17 protein-coding genes are annotated in these 16,008 nt (G+C 69.6%); 1 reads left to right on the top strand and 16 read right to left on the bottom strand.

Translation table 11 applies throughout. The features are described 5' to 3' along the window. Positions 1-4: 4 nt before the first annotated feature. The 16 genes from P0Y48_02415 to P0Y48_02340 all read right to left on the bottom strand — a co-directional run bounded on the left by P0Y48_02415 (position 5) and on the right by P0Y48_02340 (position 14,985). Positions 5-784 (bottom strand): pseudouridine synthase, encoded by a 780-nt coding sequence (locus tag P0Y48_02415; GenBank protein WEK14082.1) that lies wholly within the window; start codon positions 782-784, stop codon positions 5-7. Beyond that, positions 781-1,392, bottom strand: coding sequence for an SMC-Scp complex subunit ScpB (scpB, locus tag P0Y48_02410; GenBank protein WEK14990.1), 612 nt, complete (start codon positions 1,390-1,392; stop codon positions 781-783). The genes P0Y48_02415 and scpB overlap by 4 nt, the downstream gene beginning before the upstream one ends. A gap of 16 nt (positions 1,393-1,408) precedes the next feature. Next, positions 1,409-2,170 (bottom strand): ScpA family protein, encoded by a 762-nt coding sequence (locus P0Y48_02405; GenBank protein ID WEK14989.1) that lies wholly within the window; start codon positions 2,168-2,170, stop codon positions 1,409-1,411. 109 nt (positions 2,171-2,279) lie between these two features. After that, positions 2,280-3,155, bottom strand: coding sequence for a ParA family protein (locus tag P0Y48_02400; protein ID WEK14988.1), 876 nt, complete (start codon positions 3,153-3,155; stop codon positions 2,280-2,282). A 63-nt stretch (positions 3,156-3,218) separates the two neighbouring features. Further along, positions 3,219-4,301 (bottom strand): hypothetical protein, encoded by a 1,083-nt coding sequence (locus P0Y48_02395; GenBank protein WEK14081.1) that lies wholly within the window; start codon positions 4,299-4,301, stop codon positions 3,219-3,221. After that, positions 4,301-5,518 (bottom strand): aminotransferase class V-fold PLP-dependent enzyme, encoded by a 1,218-nt coding sequence (locus P0Y48_02390; GenBank protein ID WEK14080.1) that lies wholly within the window; start codon positions 5,516-5,518, stop codon positions 4,301-4,303. The genes P0Y48_02395 and P0Y48_02390 overlap by 1 nt, the downstream gene beginning before the upstream one ends. Before the next feature lie 61 nt (positions 5,519-5,579). Beyond that, the gene (locus P0Y48_02385) at positions 5,580-6,182 is read right to left on the bottom strand and encodes a vitamin K epoxide reductase family protein (GenBank protein WEK14079.1); all 603 of its coding nucleotides are present in this window, start codon (positions 6,180-6,182) and stop codon (positions 5,580-5,582) included. A 94-nt stretch (positions 6,183-6,276) separates the two neighbouring features. After that, positions 6,277-7,248: a site-specific tyrosine recombinase XerD gene (gene xerD / locus P0Y48_02380; GenBank protein WEK14078.1), complete on the bottom strand. Its 972-nt coding sequence runs from the start codon at positions 7,246-7,248 to the stop codon at positions 6,277-6,279. Positions 7,249-7,258: 10 nt separating this feature from the next. Next, positions 7,259-7,861 carry an NUDIX hydrolase gene (locus P0Y48_02375; GenBank protein ID WEK14077.1) on the bottom strand — a complete coding sequence of 201 codons (603 nt, stop codon included), beginning with the start codon at positions 7,859-7,861 and terminating at the stop codon, positions 7,259-7,261. Beyond that, entirely contained in the window at positions 7,854-9,566 is a 1,713-nt protein-coding gene (locus P0Y48_02370) for a CTP synthase (protein WEK14076.1), read from the bottom strand. Before P0Y48_02370 ends, P0Y48_02375 begins: the two co-directional genes overlap by 8 nt. Positions 9,567-9,580: 14 nt before the next feature. Further along, positions 9,581-11,278 (bottom strand): DNA repair protein RecN, encoded by a 1,698-nt coding sequence (recN, locus tag P0Y48_02365; protein WEK14075.1) that lies wholly within the window; start codon positions 11,276-11,278, stop codon positions 9,581-9,583. Continuing rightward, entirely contained in the window at positions 11,275-12,198 is a 924-nt protein-coding gene (locus P0Y48_02360) for an NAD kinase (GenBank protein WEK14074.1), read from the bottom strand. Before P0Y48_02360 ends, recN begins: the two co-directional genes overlap by 4 nt. Further along, positions 12,198-13,007, bottom strand: a complete 810-nt coding sequence (locus tag P0Y48_02355) for a TlyA family RNA methyltransferase (protein ID WEK14073.1) — start codon at positions 13,005-13,007, stop codon at positions 12,198-12,200. The genes P0Y48_02360 and P0Y48_02355 overlap by 1 nt, the downstream gene beginning before the upstream one ends. Continuing rightward, positions 13,004-13,168 (bottom strand): hypothetical protein, encoded by a 165-nt coding sequence (locus P0Y48_02350; GenBank protein ID WEK15098.1) that lies wholly within the window; start codon positions 13,166-13,168, stop codon positions 13,004-13,006. Before P0Y48_02350 ends, P0Y48_02355 begins: the two co-directional genes overlap by 4 nt. A gap of 24 nt (positions 13,169-13,192) precedes the next feature. Continuing rightward, the gene (locus tag P0Y48_02345; protein ID WEK14072.1) at positions 13,193-14,224 is read right to left on the bottom strand and encodes an HAD-IIA family hydrolase; all 1,032 of its coding nucleotides are present in this window, start codon (positions 14,222-14,224) and stop codon (positions 13,193-13,195) included. Next, positions 14,224-14,985 carry a hypothetical protein gene (locus P0Y48_02340; GenBank protein ID WEK14071.1) on the bottom strand — a complete coding sequence of 254 codons (762 nt, stop codon included), beginning with the start codon at positions 14,983-14,985 and terminating at the stop codon, positions 14,224-14,226. Before P0Y48_02340 ends, P0Y48_02345 begins: the two co-directional genes overlap by 1 nt. On the opposite strand from P0Y48_02340, the gene P0Y48_02335 reads away from it, so the two are divergent. Further along, a complete protein-coding gene (locus tag P0Y48_02335; protein ID WEK14070.1) occupies positions 14,944-15,948 on the top strand; it encodes a hypothetical protein in 1,005 nt (334 codons plus the stop codon). The genes P0Y48_02340 and P0Y48_02335 overlap by 42 nt on opposite strands. The last annotated feature ends 60 nt before the right edge of the window (positions 15,949-16,008 follow it).

Raw genomic sequence — 16,008 nt, 5'->3', positions numbered from 1 at the left:
CATCTCAGGTGGCGTCGGCATCGGCCGAAGGAGCGGCCTGGCGCGCGAGAGTGAGCAGCGCGCCGCGTTCCATCGTAGTCAACTCGCGCGCTCGGCCCGCTGGGAGCGTGCCCAGGTGGAGCGGGCCGAACTGTCGTCGAACGAGTTCGATCACCGGGTGGCCGACGGCGGCCATCATCCGACGAACGATGCGGTTGCGGCCCGAGTGGAGCGTGAGCTCGACGAGGCTGGTGTCGCTGCTGGCATCCAGGAGCCGCGCCTTGTCGGCGGCGATCGGACCGTCTTCGAGGTCGACGCCGCGTGTGAGCGTTGCGATCGTCTGCGGCGTCACGCGCCCGTCGACCTTCGCGATGTACACCTTCGTGACGCCGAACGAGGGGTGTGCGAGCACGTGCGCCAGGTCGCCATCGTTCGTGAGCACGAGCAGTCCGCTCGTCTCGGCATCCAGCCGGCCCACGTTGTACAGGCGCTCGGGCCAGTCCTTCGTGAATCGCCGCAGGTCGGGGCGGCCGTGCTCGTCGCTCATCGACGACACCACACCGGTGGGCTTGTTGAGCACGACATACCGCTTCGTCGCGTCGAGCTGGATCGCCGTACCGTCGACGTCGACGAGGTCGACGGCGGGGTCGATGCGGCTGCCCAGCTCTGTCACGACGGTGCCGTTCACCCGCACGCGCCCGTCGACGATGTACTGCTCGCACACGCGACGTGACGCCACGCCCGCATTGGCGAGCACCTTCTGGAGTCGGACACCGTCGGTGCGCTCGGGCAGGATGCTGCTCATCGCAGGACCTCGCTCTCAAATCCCTCGGCGCCGTCATCGAGCAACGGCGAGATGTGCGGCAACTCGTCGAGCGAGTTGATGCCCAGGTTCACCAGTAGGGCGTCGGTCGTGCCGTAGTTGATGGCCCCGGTGTCGGGGTCGGTGAACAGCTCCGTGATGAGGCCGCGGGCCACGAGGGTGCGCACGACGGAGTCGACGTTGACGGCACGGATCGACGCGACCTGGCTGCGGGTCACGGGCTGCTTGTAGGCGATGACGGCGAGGGTCTCCAGCGCCGCCTGCGACAGCCGCGACGGCGCCTGCGCGTTGACGAACTCGCTCACCAGGTCGTCGTGCTCCTCGCGCACGTACAGGCGCCAGCCGCCACCGACTTCCCGGAGCTCGAACCCGCGCCGCGGCCCCGCGCCTTCGCCGTCGTAGTCGGCGACGAGAGACTCGATCGCCTGCCGCACGGCAGGCACGGGCGCACTCACCGCGGCGGCGAGCGCGACCAGGCTGTGCGGCTCGTCGACGACGAGGAGGATCGCCTCCAGCCGCCGGGCCACATCGGCGGGCTCGGACGAGCGCGCGGGCGCCTCGTCGTCGGCATCGCCGGGCACGGCATCCATCACGGGTTCGGTCACATCATCGGTCATAGTCGGCTCCCAGCGAGGCGAGATTCTCTTCGGACCACCGTTCGGCGGTCCAGCGCAGCGTGAGCTCGCCCAGCGGCTCCAACTGCTCGAAGGTGAGGGCGGCGTGACGGTAGAGCTCGAGCACCGCGAGGAACCGCGCCACGACGACACCGGTCTGATCCACACCGGCGATGAGGTCGCGAAAATTCAGCTGTCCGGCGCCGCGCAGCAGCGTCACGACGACGGCCGCCTGCTCCCGGATCGAGATGAGCGGTGCGTGCAGATGGTCGAGGCCCACATGGGGAATCTCCTTGGGTGCGAAGGCCATCATCGCGAGGGCGGCGAAGTCCTCCTTCGACAGCGTCCACACAAGCTCCGGCACGGCGCGTCGATACTTCTCGTCGAGGCGAACGGCCCGCACGTGCCGTCGGTCCTCACGCTGCATGCAGCGCTGGAACCAGGCCGACACCTCCTTGAAGGCGCGGTACTGGAGCAGGCGGGCGAACAGCAGGTCGCGCGCTTCCAGCAGCGCTACCGACTCCGCATCGACGAGTTCACCCTGCGGCAGGAGTCCGGCGACCTTCATGTCCAGCAGCGTGGCGGCCACGACGAGGAACTCTGAGGCCTGTTCGAGCTCCTCATCGTCCTCCAGCCCCTTGAGGTAGGAGATGAACTCGTCCGTGACCTTGCTGAGAGAGACCTCGGTGATGTCGAGCTCGTGCTGGGAGATCAGGCTGAGCAGCAGATCGAACGGACCGTCGAAGTTCGTCAGCGAGACCCGGAAGCCTTCGGCGGCGGCATCGGGCGCCCCGGAAGCATCGGCACCCCCACTCCCGTCGGACGCTGCGACGTCGTCCGTCGCGGTGACCTCGCCGCTCTCGTCAGGCGACGGCGCCACGGGCGACCAGCTCCCGCGCCAGGCGCAGGTAGGCCTGTGCCGCGGCGTGCTCGGGCGCGAACTTCGTGATCGGCACGCCCGAGACGGATGCATCGGGGAACTTGACCGTACGGCCGATGACGGTCTCGAGCACATCGTCGCCGAACGCCTCGACGACCCGCTCGAGCACCTCGCGCGAGTGCAGCGTCCGCGGGTCGTACATCGTTGCGAGCACACCGTCGAGCGTGATCGACGGGTTCAGCCGGTCACGCACCTTGTCGATCGTCTCGATGAGGAGCGCGACACCGCGCAGCGCGAAGAACTCGCACTCCAGCGGGATGAGCACGCCGTGGCTCGCGGTGAGCGCGTTGACCGTCAGCAGGCCCAGGGAGGGCTGGCAGTCGACGAGGATGACGTCGTACTCCCCCGCGACCTTCCTCAGGACGCGAGCGAGGATCGTCTCGCGGGCGACCTCGTTGACGAGGTGCACCTCCGCGGCGGACAGGTCGATGTTGGCGGGGATGACGTCGAGGCCGTCGACCGACGTCGGCACGATGACCTCGTGCGGGTCGCGCTTGGTGTCCAGGAGCAGGTCGTAGATCGTCGGCACGTCGTGCGTCTGGAGTCCGAGGCCCGCCGACAGCGCGCCCTGGGGGTCGAAGTCGACGGCGAGGACACGGCGACCGTACTGGGCGAGCGAGGCCGCCAGGTTGATGGTCGTCGTCGTCTTGCCGACGCCGCCCTTCTGGTTGCACAGCGAGATGATCCGCGCCGGACCGTGACCGTCGAGCGCCGGCGGAGTGGGGAAGCCGTGGTACGGACGACCGGTCGGCCCCATCGGGGTCTCGTCCGGGGAGGCCTTCTTCGTCCCCCGCGTCATCTCCGCCACCGACACTCCTGCTTTCTGTTGCGTGCGTTCGATTCTCGCACAGCAGCGGCAGCGTCAGTCGATGCCCCGCAGGGTGTCGACATCGACCAGCCCGGCCCGCAGCCGCCCCCCGGAGATGAGCGACGGGATGGCGACGGTGCGGATGTCGTCCTCGACGACCTTCCGGGTGCGGGCGAGGGCGGCGGCCACCTCGTCCGACGCGGCGAGCGCGACCAGCTGGGTGATCTGCGGCTGGTCGTAACCGGCCTCTCCGAGCCAGACCTCGAGCTGCGCGCGCGCCTCAGCGTCGGTGGCGTTGTTCATCCAGAGCTGCCAGTCGAGCCCGTCGTCGTTCTGCTCCGAGAAGAGCTTCTCGAGGATGAACCAGTCGGCCGTCACACCCTCGGGCGGATTCTCGGTCCGCGCCTCGAAGAGCCGGATCGCGGTGAGGTACGACGCGACGAGCGGCGAGTTCGCGAACCGCGGCCCGTCGTCCGAGGTGATCGGGTAGACGAGGTACGTGACATTGTGCGTGCCGTCGAACCCGGCCTCGCGCATGTTCCGGAACAGCTGCGCACAGAACCGGCATCCGGGATCGATGACCTCCAGCGCGACCGGGCGGCCCTCGACGTACCCGCCCAGGTAGGTCGCGTCGTCGGTCGCGAACTCCGCGGCATCCCATTCGCGGAGGCGGCTGGGAACGGCGCCGATCGTCTCACCCAGCGACGCGAACTCGTTGCCGAACGCGCCGATGACGTCGCCCGCGCCCACCGACTCCCAGAAGCCGGGGGGCCCCGCGTCGATCGAGCACATCTCGGCGGCGAGCGAGCACGACTGACCGTCCTGCTTGTCGCACGTGCCGTACACGAAGAGGTTCAATCCGCTACGCCCGAGGATGAACAGACTCACGACGAACGAGAGCACCATGATCCAGGCCACGACCTCGATCGCGATGCTCGCCGGGCGCACGAGTCGCGGTGCCCGCAACGCCAGCGGCGCGAGCATCGAGCTCTTCAGGTCTTCGCGGAAGGTCGTGTCGCACGGACGGAAGGTGACTCTGCGCCACACGCAGCCCCACGCGCGCCCGAGGAGCCGACGATACTTCGCCGACACCGCCGAGAGCACGAGCACGACGACGAACGCGACGACGCACAGCATCAGAGCCCCCGCATCAGACGGCCCACGACGGCGAGGGTGCGGTCGACGTCCTCGTCGGTGTTGTGGGCGCCGAGGCTGAACCGGTTGAGAGGGTCGAGGCCGAGCCGCTCCTTCAGCCAGTGGTGGTTGCAGAAGTAGCCGCTTCGGACCATGACGCCCGCCTGGGAGAGGAACACGGCGAGCCGGTGCGCGTCCACGCGCGCGGGCACGGCCGACATGACCGGCGCGGCTCCTCCCAGGAGGCGGAGATGGGGCAGCTCGCTGAGGCCGGCGTGCAGCGTTCGCGCAAGGTGCGACTCGTTCGCTTCGATCGCGTCCACGCGAGGTTCCAGCCATTCCAGCGCCGTCCCGAAGGCGATGATCTCGCCCCACGCCTGCAGTCCCGGCTCCAGCCTCGTCCTCAGCTCCGGGAGGAGCGTGTACCCCTCCTCGGCTACGTCGGAGACCTGCCCGCCTCCGATGAACGAGATGTCCAGGGATGCCACGAGTTCGGTATCGGCGACGATCACCCCCAGCGAGGGCCCGTACATCTTGTGCGCGGAGAAGCACAGCGCGTCGGCCTCCAGACCGCGCAAGCGCGTCAGGGCGTGGGGCGCCGCCTGCGCCGCGTCGACGATCACGACGCCTCCTCGGCGGTGCACGTCGGTGACGAGTTCCGGCAGCCCCGCCGCGAACGTGCCCGACACGTTGTCCATCGCGGAGACCACGACCACGGCGTCCGACAGATCGCCGTCGCCAGCGACGATGCGGCCGTCGTCGCCGCGGGCGACGAGGATGCGCGGCACCCCCAGCCGGCGCGCGGCGGTCATGGTCGCCAGGAACACCGCGTTGTGCTCGGTGTGCGTCGTCACGACCCGCGCGAAACGCCCCACCGGCAGTTGCTGCAGCAGCAGGTTGATCCCATAGGTCGTGTTGAGGGTGAACGCGCAGACATAGCGACGAGCCGGCAGGCGCAGCGCAGCGAGCACGCGGCTGCGGGTGGCTGCCACGCCGTCCTCCACGCGACGACCCCAGGCGTACTTCACGCGATCGCCGCACGCACCGTAGCCCGTGTAGTACTCGGTGAGCGCGTCGATCACCGGGCGCGGCCTCAGTGTCTGACAGGCGCTGTCGAGATAGACGTCATCAGCGCTCAGATAGTCGAAGTCGTCCCGCGTCGCCGCGACGGTAGCCGCCCGACGACCGAAGAGCGAACGAAGCGGGGCGGTCGCGGCCATGGCCCCATTGTGCGTTCCCATCGGGACGCACAGAGCGCCGGTTCGCCGTGAAAATCGAGGGCTACAGGCTGCCCAGCACGTCGAGTCGCAGCTGCGCCGCGACGGCGATCACGAGGTAGTCCAGCAGCACGACCACCGGCAGCCACGACAGCAGCCAGCGGCCCGCTCGCCGCGGCGCGTTCCCCCACACCCCGGCGCGCAGGGTCCACCCCGCGACCGTCCAGAACAGGGGGATCGTGACGAGCCAGACGACCATGCACCACGGGCACAGCGATCCGTACTCGAACACACTGCGGTAGGCGAGGAGATGCACGAACAGGAACGCCCCCGTCACGAAGACGGCGAAGGTGCGCCAGTACCAGTCCGCGAGCCCGTCTCGCGCGGCGAGCGCGCTCACACCCGCGAAAACAGGGCCGAGGAACAGCACGATACCGATGAGCGAGTTGCTGAAGCCGAGCAGGTTCCCGCCCGGCGAGAGCAGGTTGGGTCCGCAGGTGACGATGGGGCTGATGTCGCACGAGATGATCGCATCGGCCCCCGTCAGCTGACCGATGTACTCCAGGTAGAGCAGGAACGACACGATCCACCCCGCTACGCCCGCCGCGATCCAGAAGATCGACAGGGCACGGCCCGGGCGGCGGGGGCCTTCGGTGGGGACGGTCACCGTTCCAGTGTCGGCGCCGACGGCATCCGAGGTCCGTCATGTCGGCCGTGACAAATCCCCTGGCCCGGGAGTGCGAGCTGGATGCCGGCGCCGTTCAGCGCGCTCGCGGGTGTGCGGTGACGTACACGTCGCGGAGCGCATCGACGGTCACGTGCGTGTAGATCTGCGTCGTCGCCACCGAAGCGTGCCCGAGGAGCTCCTGCACGACGCGCACGTCTGCGCCGCCCTGAAGGAGATGCGTCGCGAAGGAGTGCCGGAGGGTGTGTGGCGAGACGTGAGCGGTGAGCGCCGCGCGCTCGGCCGCCTGCTGGATCACGAGCCACGCGCTCTGACGCGACAGCGGAGCGCCGCGAGCGCCGAGGAAGAGCCGCGGTGTCGCCTTCCCCCGCCGCGACAGTTCGGGCCGCACACGGGCGAGGTAGGCGTCCACGGCCGCGCGCGCATACGATCCGACGGGAACGATCCGCTCCTTCGACCCCTTGCCGCGCACGCGCAGCACATCGCCGTGGGCGAGGTCGTCGACATCCAGCTGGATGATCTCCGACACCCGCGCACCCGTCGCGTACAGGAGCTCCAGCAGCGCCCTGTCCCGCAGACGCACGAGACCGGCTTCCCCCGTCTCGACCGCGACAGCAGTCGTCGCCCCGGCACCGGGCGCCTCTCCCCCGGTCGTGGGCGCCGGGCCTGCGCCGTCGAGCAGCGCCTCGACCTGATCGATGGTCAGGGCCTTCGGAAGCCGCTGCGGTGTCTTCGGCGGACGGAGGCGACCCGTCGGGTCGTCGACGGTCACTCCTTCGCGGGCGAGGAATCGGTGGAATCCGCGCACGGAGGACTGCAGCCGCGCGAGGGACGTCGCCGCCGGGGGCGGCTGCGCGGACGCGCGATCGGCGGCGAACGCGACCACGAGCGCCGCGGTGACGCCGTCGGTGTCGTCGACGCCCTGCTCGGCGAGCCACGCCAGGTACACCGCGAGGTCGCGGCGATACGCCGAGACCGTGTGATCCGACAGCCCGCGCTCGATCGTCACGTGACGCAGATACGTCTCGACCGCGCGGGAGAGCCTCATGGCCGCGTCGTCAGCCCTGCGCGGACCGCCGGGCCCGCTCCGCCGCCGCCATCACCCCGGCCGCCAGGATGCCGTTGCGCATGCGTCCGGCCAGCACCGCGTCGACGGCATCCGTGAGCGGCACCCACTCCAGTCGGATGTCGGCCTCCTCCTGCTCGCGGTCGTGCGTGTGAGGCGCCGGTGACAGGCCGCGGGCGAGGAAGATGTGCACGATCTCGTCGTTGCCGCCGGGCGTCGTGAAGATGCTGAGCAGCGGTTCGACCGACGCGGCGACCAGGTCGACCTCTTCGGCGAGTTCCCTGCGTGCCGTGTCGATCGGCGGTTCTCCCGCGATGTCGAGGAGGCCGGCGGGGATCTCCCAGTCACGATGGCGGATGGGGTGACGGTACTGCTGGATGAGCGCCACACGTTCCTGGTCGTCGATCGCGACGATGGCGACCGCGCCGGGATGCGCGACGTACTGGCGTACGATCTCGTCGTCGCCGTAGCGGACGGTGTCGCTGCGGACGTCCCACACGCGCCCCCGGTAGACGAGGTCGCTCGCCACGACCTCGGCGGTCACCGGCTCGTCGGCGAGCGACGTGATCGCCGCGGTTGCACGCGCGTCACGCATCGGCAGCGGTGACGTAGGGCTCGTCGTCGAACAGCTCGCTCGCGCGGTGCCGCTCGAGCGCCGCCGCGATCAGCCCGCGGAACAGCGGATTCGCTTCCGTCGGCCGAGACCGCAGTTCCGGGTGCGCCTGCGTCGCGATGTAGTACGGGTGCACGTCGCGCGGCAGTTCCACGTACTCGACGAGGTTCCGATCCGGCGACAGTCCCGAGAACGAGAACCCCGCCGCCGCGATCTGGTCGCGGTACTTGTTGTTGACCTCGTAGCGGTGACGGTGCCGCTCCGATGCGCGGGTCGCACCGTACACCTCCGCCGCGAGCGAGCCCTCGGCCAGCTCCGCCTCGTACAGCCCGAGACGCATCGTGCCGCCCAGGTCGCCGCCGGCGAGGATGTCGACCTGTTCGGCCATCGTCGCGATGACGGGGAACTCGGTGTCCGGGTCGAACTCACTCGACGACGCGCCGGCCAATCCGGCGACGTTGCGCGCGTACTCGATCACCATGCACTGCAGGCCCAGACAGATGCCGAGCGTGGGGATGCCCTGTTCGCGGGCGAACTTCAGCGCGCCGAGCTTGCCTTCGATGCCCCGGATGCCGAAGCCACCGGGCACCACGATCCCGTCGAGCGGAGCGAGCGCCTTCTCGGCTCCCTCGGGGGTCTCGCACAGGTCGGACGGGATCCAGGTGACCTGGACCTTCGTCTCCTGGGCGAACCCACCGGCCTTCAGCGCCTCGGTCACCGACAGGTACGCGTCCGGGAGGTCGATGTACTTGCCGACCAGGCCGATCGTCACTTCGTGCTTCGGGTTGTGGACGGCCTGCAGCACCTTCCCCCACCGCGTCCAGTCGACGTCGGCGGCCTTCGCCAGCCCGAGCTTGTCGACGATGTAGGCGTCGAGGCCCTGCTCGTTCAGCATCGACGGAATGTCGTAGATGCTCGGGACATCGACCGCGTTGACGACGGCATCCTCGTCCACGTCGCACATGAGGGCGATCTTGCGCTTGTTCGACTCGGTGACGGGCCGGTCGCTGCGCAGCACGAGCGCGTCGGGCTGGATGCCGATGGAGCGGAGCGCGGCGACGGAGTGCTGCGTCGGCTTCGTCTTCTGCTCGCCGGAGGCGCCCATGAACGGCACGAGCGAGACGTGGACGAAGAAGACGTTCTTGCGGCCGAGTTCGTGGCGGATCTGGCGGGCCGATTCGATGAACGGCTGCGATTCGATGTCGCCGACCGTGCCTCCGATCTCGGTGATGATCACGTCGGGCTTCGGCGACTCGTCGGCCTGGAGACGCATGCGGCGCTTGATCTCGTCGGTGATGTGCGGAATCACCTGAACGGTGTCGCCCAGGTACTCCCCGCGCCGCTCGCGCGCGATGACCTGCGAGTAGATCTGACCCGTCGTGACGTTCGCGGCCTGGCTGAGCTCGATGTCGAGGAAGCGCTCGTAGTGGCCGATGTCGAGATCGGTCTCGGCGCCGTCGTCCGTCACGAACACCTCGCCGTGCTGGAACGGGTTCATCGTTCCCGGATCGACGTTGAGGTACGGGTCGAGCTTCTGCATGACAACGCGAAGCCCGCGCGCCGTCAGCAGGTTGCCGAGACTAGCGGCCGTCAGACCCTTGCCCAACGAGGAAACGACACCGCCCGTCACGAAGATGTGCTTGGTGGTGTCGTTCGAAATGATGCCCGCGTCTGAAGTGTCCGTCACGGGCTTTCATCCTATCAGGCCGTTGCGGCACCGAGGCTCAAGAGCTCCCGTGCGTGTTCGAGTGCGGTGTCCGAATCGGCCAGTCCCGACAGCAGCCGCGCCATCTCGGCCTCGCGCTCGGCGCCGTCCAGGCGGCGGACGCTGGAGGCGGTGACCGATCCGTCACCGGACTTCACGACGCTGAGATGATTGCCGGCGAAGGCCGCGACCTGGGCGAGGTGGGTGACGGCGATCACCTGACTCGATCGCGCGAGTTGAGCCAGGCGGCGACCCACCTCGATCGCCGCAGCGCCGCCGATCCCGGCATCCACCTCGTCGAACACGAACGTGGGAACGGGGTCGGTGCTCGCGATGACGACCTCGATCGCGAGCATCACTCGGCTGAGCTCCCCACCGGACGCACCCCGGGCGACGGGCCTCGGATCGGCGCCCGGATGCGGCGCGAGGAGGATCGTGACGTCGTCACGGCCCGACGCGCTCTCCGCCCCCGGCTCGACCGCCACCTGCACGCGGGCGTCGGGAAGGGCGAGGTGTCGGAGTTCTTCCGTGACGGCGGAGCTCAACCGCGTCGCTGCGTCCCCGCGGGCGCGCGTCAGTCTCGCTGCAGCATCATCCAAGGCGGATGCCGCAGCGGCGTGCTCACTCGCCAAACGTTCCACGCGGTCGCCGTCGTCGTCCAGCTCGAGCAGGCGCGCAGACCCGGTCTGCTGAAGGTCGATCGCGGCGGCGAGCGACCCGTGCCTGCGAATCAGCGCGCCCAGCGCCGCACGGCGCTCCTCGACGGCCGCGAGCTCCTGCGGTCCCGCCTCGTCGAGGTCGGCGACGTAGCCCCCGAGCTCCGCCGCGAGGTCGGCGGCCCGGTAGCCCAGTTCCGCCACCTGATCGGCGAGCGCCGCAAGCCGAGGATCGCTCGACGAGGAACGCTCCAGCGCTCGCCTCGCCTCGCTGAGAAGGCCCGCGGCATCCGGTCGGTCATCGTCGTTGGCCAGGGCATCGTGCGCCGTCGCGGCAGCCCACCGCAGCTCCTCGACGTTGGCCAGTCGCTCGGCGCGGCGGGCCAGGTCGAGGTCCTCGTCGGGCTGCGGTTCGAGCATCTCGATCTCCGCGAGCGCCGTGCGCAACTCTTCCGCCTCGCGGGACCGCTCGTCGCGGTGCGCGGTGAGCCGGTCGAGTTCGGCGGCGATCTCGCGCACCCGTGCGAACGTCGACCGGTATTCGTCGAGCGCGTCGGCGACGGGCGCTCCCGCGAAGCGGTCGAGGGCGTCGCGCTGCGCTGCGCCACTGCGCAGGCGGAGCTGATCGGACTGTCCGTGGACGACGACGAGATCGTCGGCGAGGTCGGCCAGCACGCCCGCGGGGGCCGTGCGGCCTCCGACGGTGGCGCGGCCACGCCCTTCCGCCGAGATCGTGCGTCCGAGGTAGAGTTCGGCGCGTCCCGCACCGACCGGCTCGACGTCTCCCCCGGCTTCGCGCACTCGCTCCGCGACGCGCCCACCGTCGGGGACGATCCAAACCCCTTCGACGGATGCCTGGGCGGCTCCCGAGCGCACGGCGCCGGAGTCGGCGCGCTGGCCGAGGAGCAGACCGAGGCCCGTCACGACCATCGTCTTGCCCGCCCCCGTCTCACCCGTGATCGCGGTGAAGCCGGGGCCGATCGGAAGCGTCGCATCGGCGATGACGCCCAGATCGCGCAGTCTCATCTGCTCGATCACTCGGCCTCCATGACCGTGCCGGCGGGACCCCGCCAACCCGCGACCGGAAGTCGGAACTTGCGCACCAGTCGGTCTGTGAACGATGCCGGGTGGAGACGCGCGAGGCGCACCGGACGGCTCGAGCGACGCACGACGACCCGCGCACCGGGCGGCAGATCGTGGGAGCGGCGGCCATCGCACCACAGGATGCCGGTGCCGTACGTGCGCGCGAGCACCTCGATCGCGACGGCCGCTTCGGGGCCGACGACGAGAGGACGGGCGAACAGGGCGTGCGCCGACAGCGGCACCACGGCGATGGCCTCCACGGTGGGCCAGATGACGGGCCCTCCCGCGGAGAAGTTGTACGCGGTGGAGCCCGTCGGGGTTGCGACGACCATGCCGTCGCAACCGAACGTCGACAGCGGCCTGCCGTCGACTTCGATCACGACCTCCATCATGCGCTCACGCGACGCCTTCTCGACCGTCGCCTCGTTGAGTGCCCACGTCTCGTAGATGACCGACCCGTCGGTGTCCTTGACCCGCACCGACAGCGCCATACGCTCTTCGACCGTGTACTCGCGGTCGATCACGCGACGGATCGCTTCGTCGAGGTCTTCGGCTTCGATTTCGGCGAGGAACCCGACATGGCCCATGTTGATTCCCAGCACCGGCGCCGTGCCCTCGCGGACGATCTCCGCCGCGCGCAGGATCGTGCCGTCGCCGCCGAGGACGATGGCGAGCTCGATCTGATCGATCGTCACCTCGGCACCGAGCACGGCGAATCCGCCGACGCTGCGCAGCGCATCGACCAGTGCGTCGTCGTCGCCGGGAAGCACCGGACGGGCACCGGCCGACGACAGCGCGGACACGACGCGCGCGGCGGCGGCGATCGTGTCGGCCCGGTGCGCATGGGCGACGACGAGGATGTCGCGAGTGGTCATCAGGCTCCCGCCAGTCGGTTCACGGTGCTCAACCATTCTGTCGGATTGCCGTGGTCCGAGCCGTCTTCTCGCCTCCGGAAATGGGCGAGATACTCTGCGTTGCCGTGTGTGCCGACGATCGGCGACGCGATCACCCCGAACGTGCCGAGGCCGGCATCCCACGCGGACCAGAGCACTCCGGCGACAGCGTCGGCGCGCTTCCCGGGGTCGGTCACGACGCCTTCGCGCACGCCCGTCCGGCCCACCTCGAACTGCGGCTTGATCAGCAGGACGACGTCGCCTCCGGGGTCGAGGACGGCGGCGACGGCGGGGAGCACGTGCGCGAGCGAGATGAAGGACAGGTCGCCCGTGACGATCTCGGGGCGCACGTCGAACCCCGCGGCCTCGGCGAGGGCGGCGGTCGTCATGTGCCGCACGTTGAACCCCTCGACCGACACCACGTCGGGGTCGTCGGCGATCAGCGGCGACAACTGGCCGTGACCGACGTCGACCGCGACGACCGGCGCCGCCCCGCGCTCGCGGAGCACCTGCGTGAACCCGCCCGTGGAGGCGCCCATGTCCAGCGCAACTCTCCCGTCGACGGCGATCTCGAAGGCGGCGAGGCCGGCGATCAGCTTGTGTGCGGCGCGGCTGACGTAATGATCGGATGCCGCGACCTCGATCCGTGCATCCTCGGCGACCTTCGCGGACGGCTTGACCACCCCCACGCCGTCGACGGTAACCAGTCCCGCCTCGATGAGCTGCGTCGCGTGCGTGCGCGAACGTGCGAGCCCTCGGGCAGCGACCGTGGCGTCCAGCCGACCGCTCATGCGTGGGTGTCGCGCGGCCCGGACTCGAGGCGTCTCGCGAGCTCGTCGTGCAACGCCGCGTAGGCGACCGCCCGCTCCGCGAGCGGCTGCTCCTCGATCACTTCGAGCGTCGAGAGCAGATCTTCACGACGCGCCTCGTGGTCCTCGGCATCCATCGACATGCCCCCAGCCTACGGGGCGGCGGTTCAGGGACGGTGGAATGGATCGGCGTAGAGCCGTTCCGGCACGCGGAATCCGTAGATGGCACGCCCGGTGGACCAGATCGCCGCTGTTCCCGCGCGCACGAGGTCGACAGGTCGGTCGCCTTCGGTGACGATGTGCACGTCGGCGCCGTCGATGCGTACGGAGGCGCCGCCGACGGTGGTCACGTCGCCCTTGACCACGGTTTCCGGGTAGGGCTCGTGGAGTTCGCGGAGGTCCGACAGGATGAAGTCGGGTCGCGAGTGGCTGGGCGCGGCAAGAAGATGCTTGGGTCGGTCGATGCCGGTGAGGACGAGGGCGGATGCCATCCCGGCAGTCTGGGCGCCGGCGATGTCGGTGTCGAGCCGATCGCCGATGAAGAGGGGGCTGTCGGCGGCGAACCGGGCGACGGCTTCGTCGAAGATCGGACGCTCGGGCTTTCCTGCCACGACGGCCAGACGGCCGACCGCGGTGTGCACCGCCGACACCAGCGTGCCGTTGCCCGGCGCGATGCCGCGCGCCTGCGGGATCGTCCAGTCGGTGTTCGTGGCGATCCAGGGGATGCCACCCTCGTCTTCGGGCAGTGCCAACGCGTACGCGGCTTCCGCGAGCTGCGACCAGCCGACGTCGGGTGCGAACCCCTGGACCACCGCGGCGGGGCCGTCGTCGGCGCTTCGGGTCACACGGAAGCCGGCCTTCTCGAGCTCGTAGACCAAGCCGTCGCCGCCGACCACGAGCACGAGCGCCCCTGCGGGCACGCGATCGCGCAGCAAACGCACCGCGGCTTGGGGACTGGTGACGACGTCCTGCGGTTCGGTGCCGAGGCCGAGATCACGGAGGTGGCCGGCCACGGTTGCGTCTCGTCGTGACGCATTGTTCGTGATGTAGCCCAGAGGGCGCGCCTCCGCTGCCCGGTTCAGGCTCTCAACCGCGTGCGGGATCGCACCCGGACCGGCGTAAACGACACCGTCCAGGTCCGCCAGGAGCAGATCGACGCCTTCGAGCGGTGTCGGTCGTGCACGCGAGAACAGCGCCATCAGTCCTCTCGTTCCGAAGAACCGTCGATCCGGGATGCCGCTTCCGTCGCTTCGACCTCGTCGGCGTCATTGTCGTCCTCGGCGTTCGCGTCGCTGACGTCGTCCTCTTCATTCGAGTCGTCGCCCGGGTCGTCGACGTCCGAGTCGTCGACGTCCGAGTCGTCGTCGTACCCGTCCAGCACGCGGTCGTCGTCGACGTCGATCTCCTCGACTTCGTCGACCTCGATCTCTTCGAGATCAGCGTCGTTCGCCCCGAGTGCCTCGGCAGCGATCTCGGCCCGCTCACGCCACTGGGCTGCCTCATCAGCGCGGCCAAGTTCCTCCAGCACCGCCGCGCGAGCGGCGAACAGGCCCGGACTCCAGGTGAACGCCCGATTCGGGTCGAGCTCCGGGATGTCGAGCTCCTGCAGCGCGCGTTCATTCTGGCCAAGGTCGAGGCGCGCGCCGGACATGGCGATGGCGAGTTCCACCCGCACATCGACGGGCAGCGACGCGCGGTCGACCGCGCGCCCGACCTCGAGCGCTCTGTCGGAGCGTCCGACGCCGCGCTCGCTGTCGACCATGAGCGCGATCTGGTCGTCGCGTCCGGAGATCCGACGGTAGGTTCGCAGCTCGCGCAGCGCGAGCGCAAAGTCACCTGTCGCGTAGGCCGTAATCGCGACGGTCTCGCGGACGACGGCGATGCGGCCGGCACGACGAGATGCGGCGAGGGCGTGCTCGTGCGCAAGCGCGGGATCTTCCTCGATCAGCCGTGCGGCCATGGCCAGGTGTCGAGCGACCTCTTCGGCATTCTCCTTGCTGAGGGTCTTCAGCTCGTTGCGTGCCGGCCCGTTGAGATCGCGACCCGTGACGTCGTCCGGGATGACCGGCCCGCGCTCACGACGCCGATCGTCATCCTGGGGAGGACGGGACGCGCGACGGTCTCCGTCACGCTGAGTGTAGGGACGGTCCCCGTCGCGCTTCGCGTACGGACGGTCCCCGTCGCGCTTCGCGTACGGACGATCCCCGTCACGCTTCGCGTACGGACGATCCCCGTCGCGCTTCGCGTACGGGCGGTCCCCCTCCCGCTTGGCGTACGGACGATCCCCGTCGCGCTTCGCGTACGGACGATCACCCTCCCGCTTCGCGTACGGGCGGTCACCCTCGCGCTTCGCGTTCGGACGATCGCCGTCGCGTTTGGCGTACGGACGGTCACCCTCGCGCTTCGCATACGGACGGTCGCCGTCGCGCTTCGCATAAGGACGATCCCCGTCACGCTTAGCGTACGGACGGTCACCCTCGCGCTTCGCATAAGGACGATCCCCGTCACGCTTCGCATAAGGACGATCCCCGTCACGCTTGACGTACGGACGGTCACCCTCACGCTTAGCGTACGGACGGTCACCCTCGCGCTTGACGTACGGACGATCCCCGTCACGCTTAGCGTACGGACGGTCACCCTCGCGCTTGACGTACGGACGATCCCCGTCACGCTTAGCGTACGGACGGTCACCCTCGCGCTTGACGTACGGACGATCCCCGTCGCGCTTCGCGTACGGACGATCACCCTCCCGCTTCGCGTACGGGCGGTCACCCTCGCGCTTGACGTACGGACGATCCCCGTCACGCTTAGCGTACGGACGGTCACCGTCGCGCTTCGCATGGGGCTTCTCGCCATCCCGCTTCTGACCGTCACGAGGACTCGAGTCTCGCGAGCCCTGGCGGTCGGGGCGGCCACGACGTGAACCACTATCGGCAGGGGCGTACCGCGGCCTATCGTCGCGGCGGGGTCGCTCTTCTTCTGC

This window comes from Candidatus Microbacterium phytovorans (assembly GCA_029202445.1).
Taxonomy (GTDB): domain Bacteria; phylum Actinomycetota; class Actinomycetes; order Actinomycetales; family Microbacteriaceae; genus Microbacterium; species Microbacterium phytovorans.
Note: the sequence above shows the minus strand (reverse complement) of the source record. Positions and strands in the feature narration are given on the sequence as shown.

Excerpts from the sequence above, each read along its gene's own strand:
- P0Y48_02415 (WEK14082.1), bottom strand. The coding sequence starts at position 784 with ATGAGCAGCATCCTGCCCGAGCGCACCGACGGTGTCCGACTCCAGAAG.
- scpB (WEK14990.1), bottom strand. The coding sequence starts at position 1,392 with ATGGATGCCGTGCCCGGCGATGCCGACGACGAGGCGCCCGCGCGCTCG.
- P0Y48_02400 (WEK14988.1), bottom strand. The coding sequence starts at position 3,155 with ATGACGCGGGGGACGAAGAAGGCCTCCCCGGACGAGACCCCGATGGGG.
- P0Y48_02395 (WEK14081.1), bottom strand. The coding sequence starts at position 4,301 with ATGCTGTGCGTCGTCGCGTTCGTCGTCGTGCTCGTGCTCTCGGCGGTG.
- P0Y48_02390 (WEK14080.1), bottom strand. The coding sequence starts at position 5,518 with ATGGCCGCGACCGCCCCGCTTCGTTCGCTCTTCGGTCGTCGGGCGGCT.
- xerD (WEK14078.1), bottom strand. The coding sequence starts at position 7,248 with ATGAGGCTCTCCCGCGCGGTCGAGACGTATCTGCGTCACGTGACGATC.
- P0Y48_02375 (WEK14077.1), bottom strand. The coding sequence starts at position 7,861 with ATGCGTGACGCGCGTGCAACCGCGGCGATCACGTCGCTCGCCGACGAG.
- P0Y48_02360 (WEK14074.1), bottom strand. The coding sequence starts at position 12,198 with ATGACCACTCGCGACATCCTCGTCGTCGCCCATGCGCACCGGGCCGAC.
- P0Y48_02355 (WEK14073.1), bottom strand. The coding sequence starts at position 13,007 with ATGAGCGGTCGGCTGGACGCCACGGTCGCTGCCCGAGGGCTCGCACGT.
- P0Y48_02350 (WEK15098.1), bottom strand. The coding sequence starts at position 13,168 with ATGTCGATGGATGCCGAGGACCACGAGGCGCGTCGTGAAGATCTGCTC.
- P0Y48_02345 (WEK14072.1), bottom strand. The coding sequence starts at position 14,224 with ATGGCGCTGTTCTCGCGTGCACGACCGACACCGCTCGAAGGCGTCGAT.
- P0Y48_02340 (WEK14071.1), bottom strand. The coding sequence starts at position 14,985 with ATGGCCGCACGGCTGATCGAGGAAGATCCCGCGCTTGCGCACGAGCAC.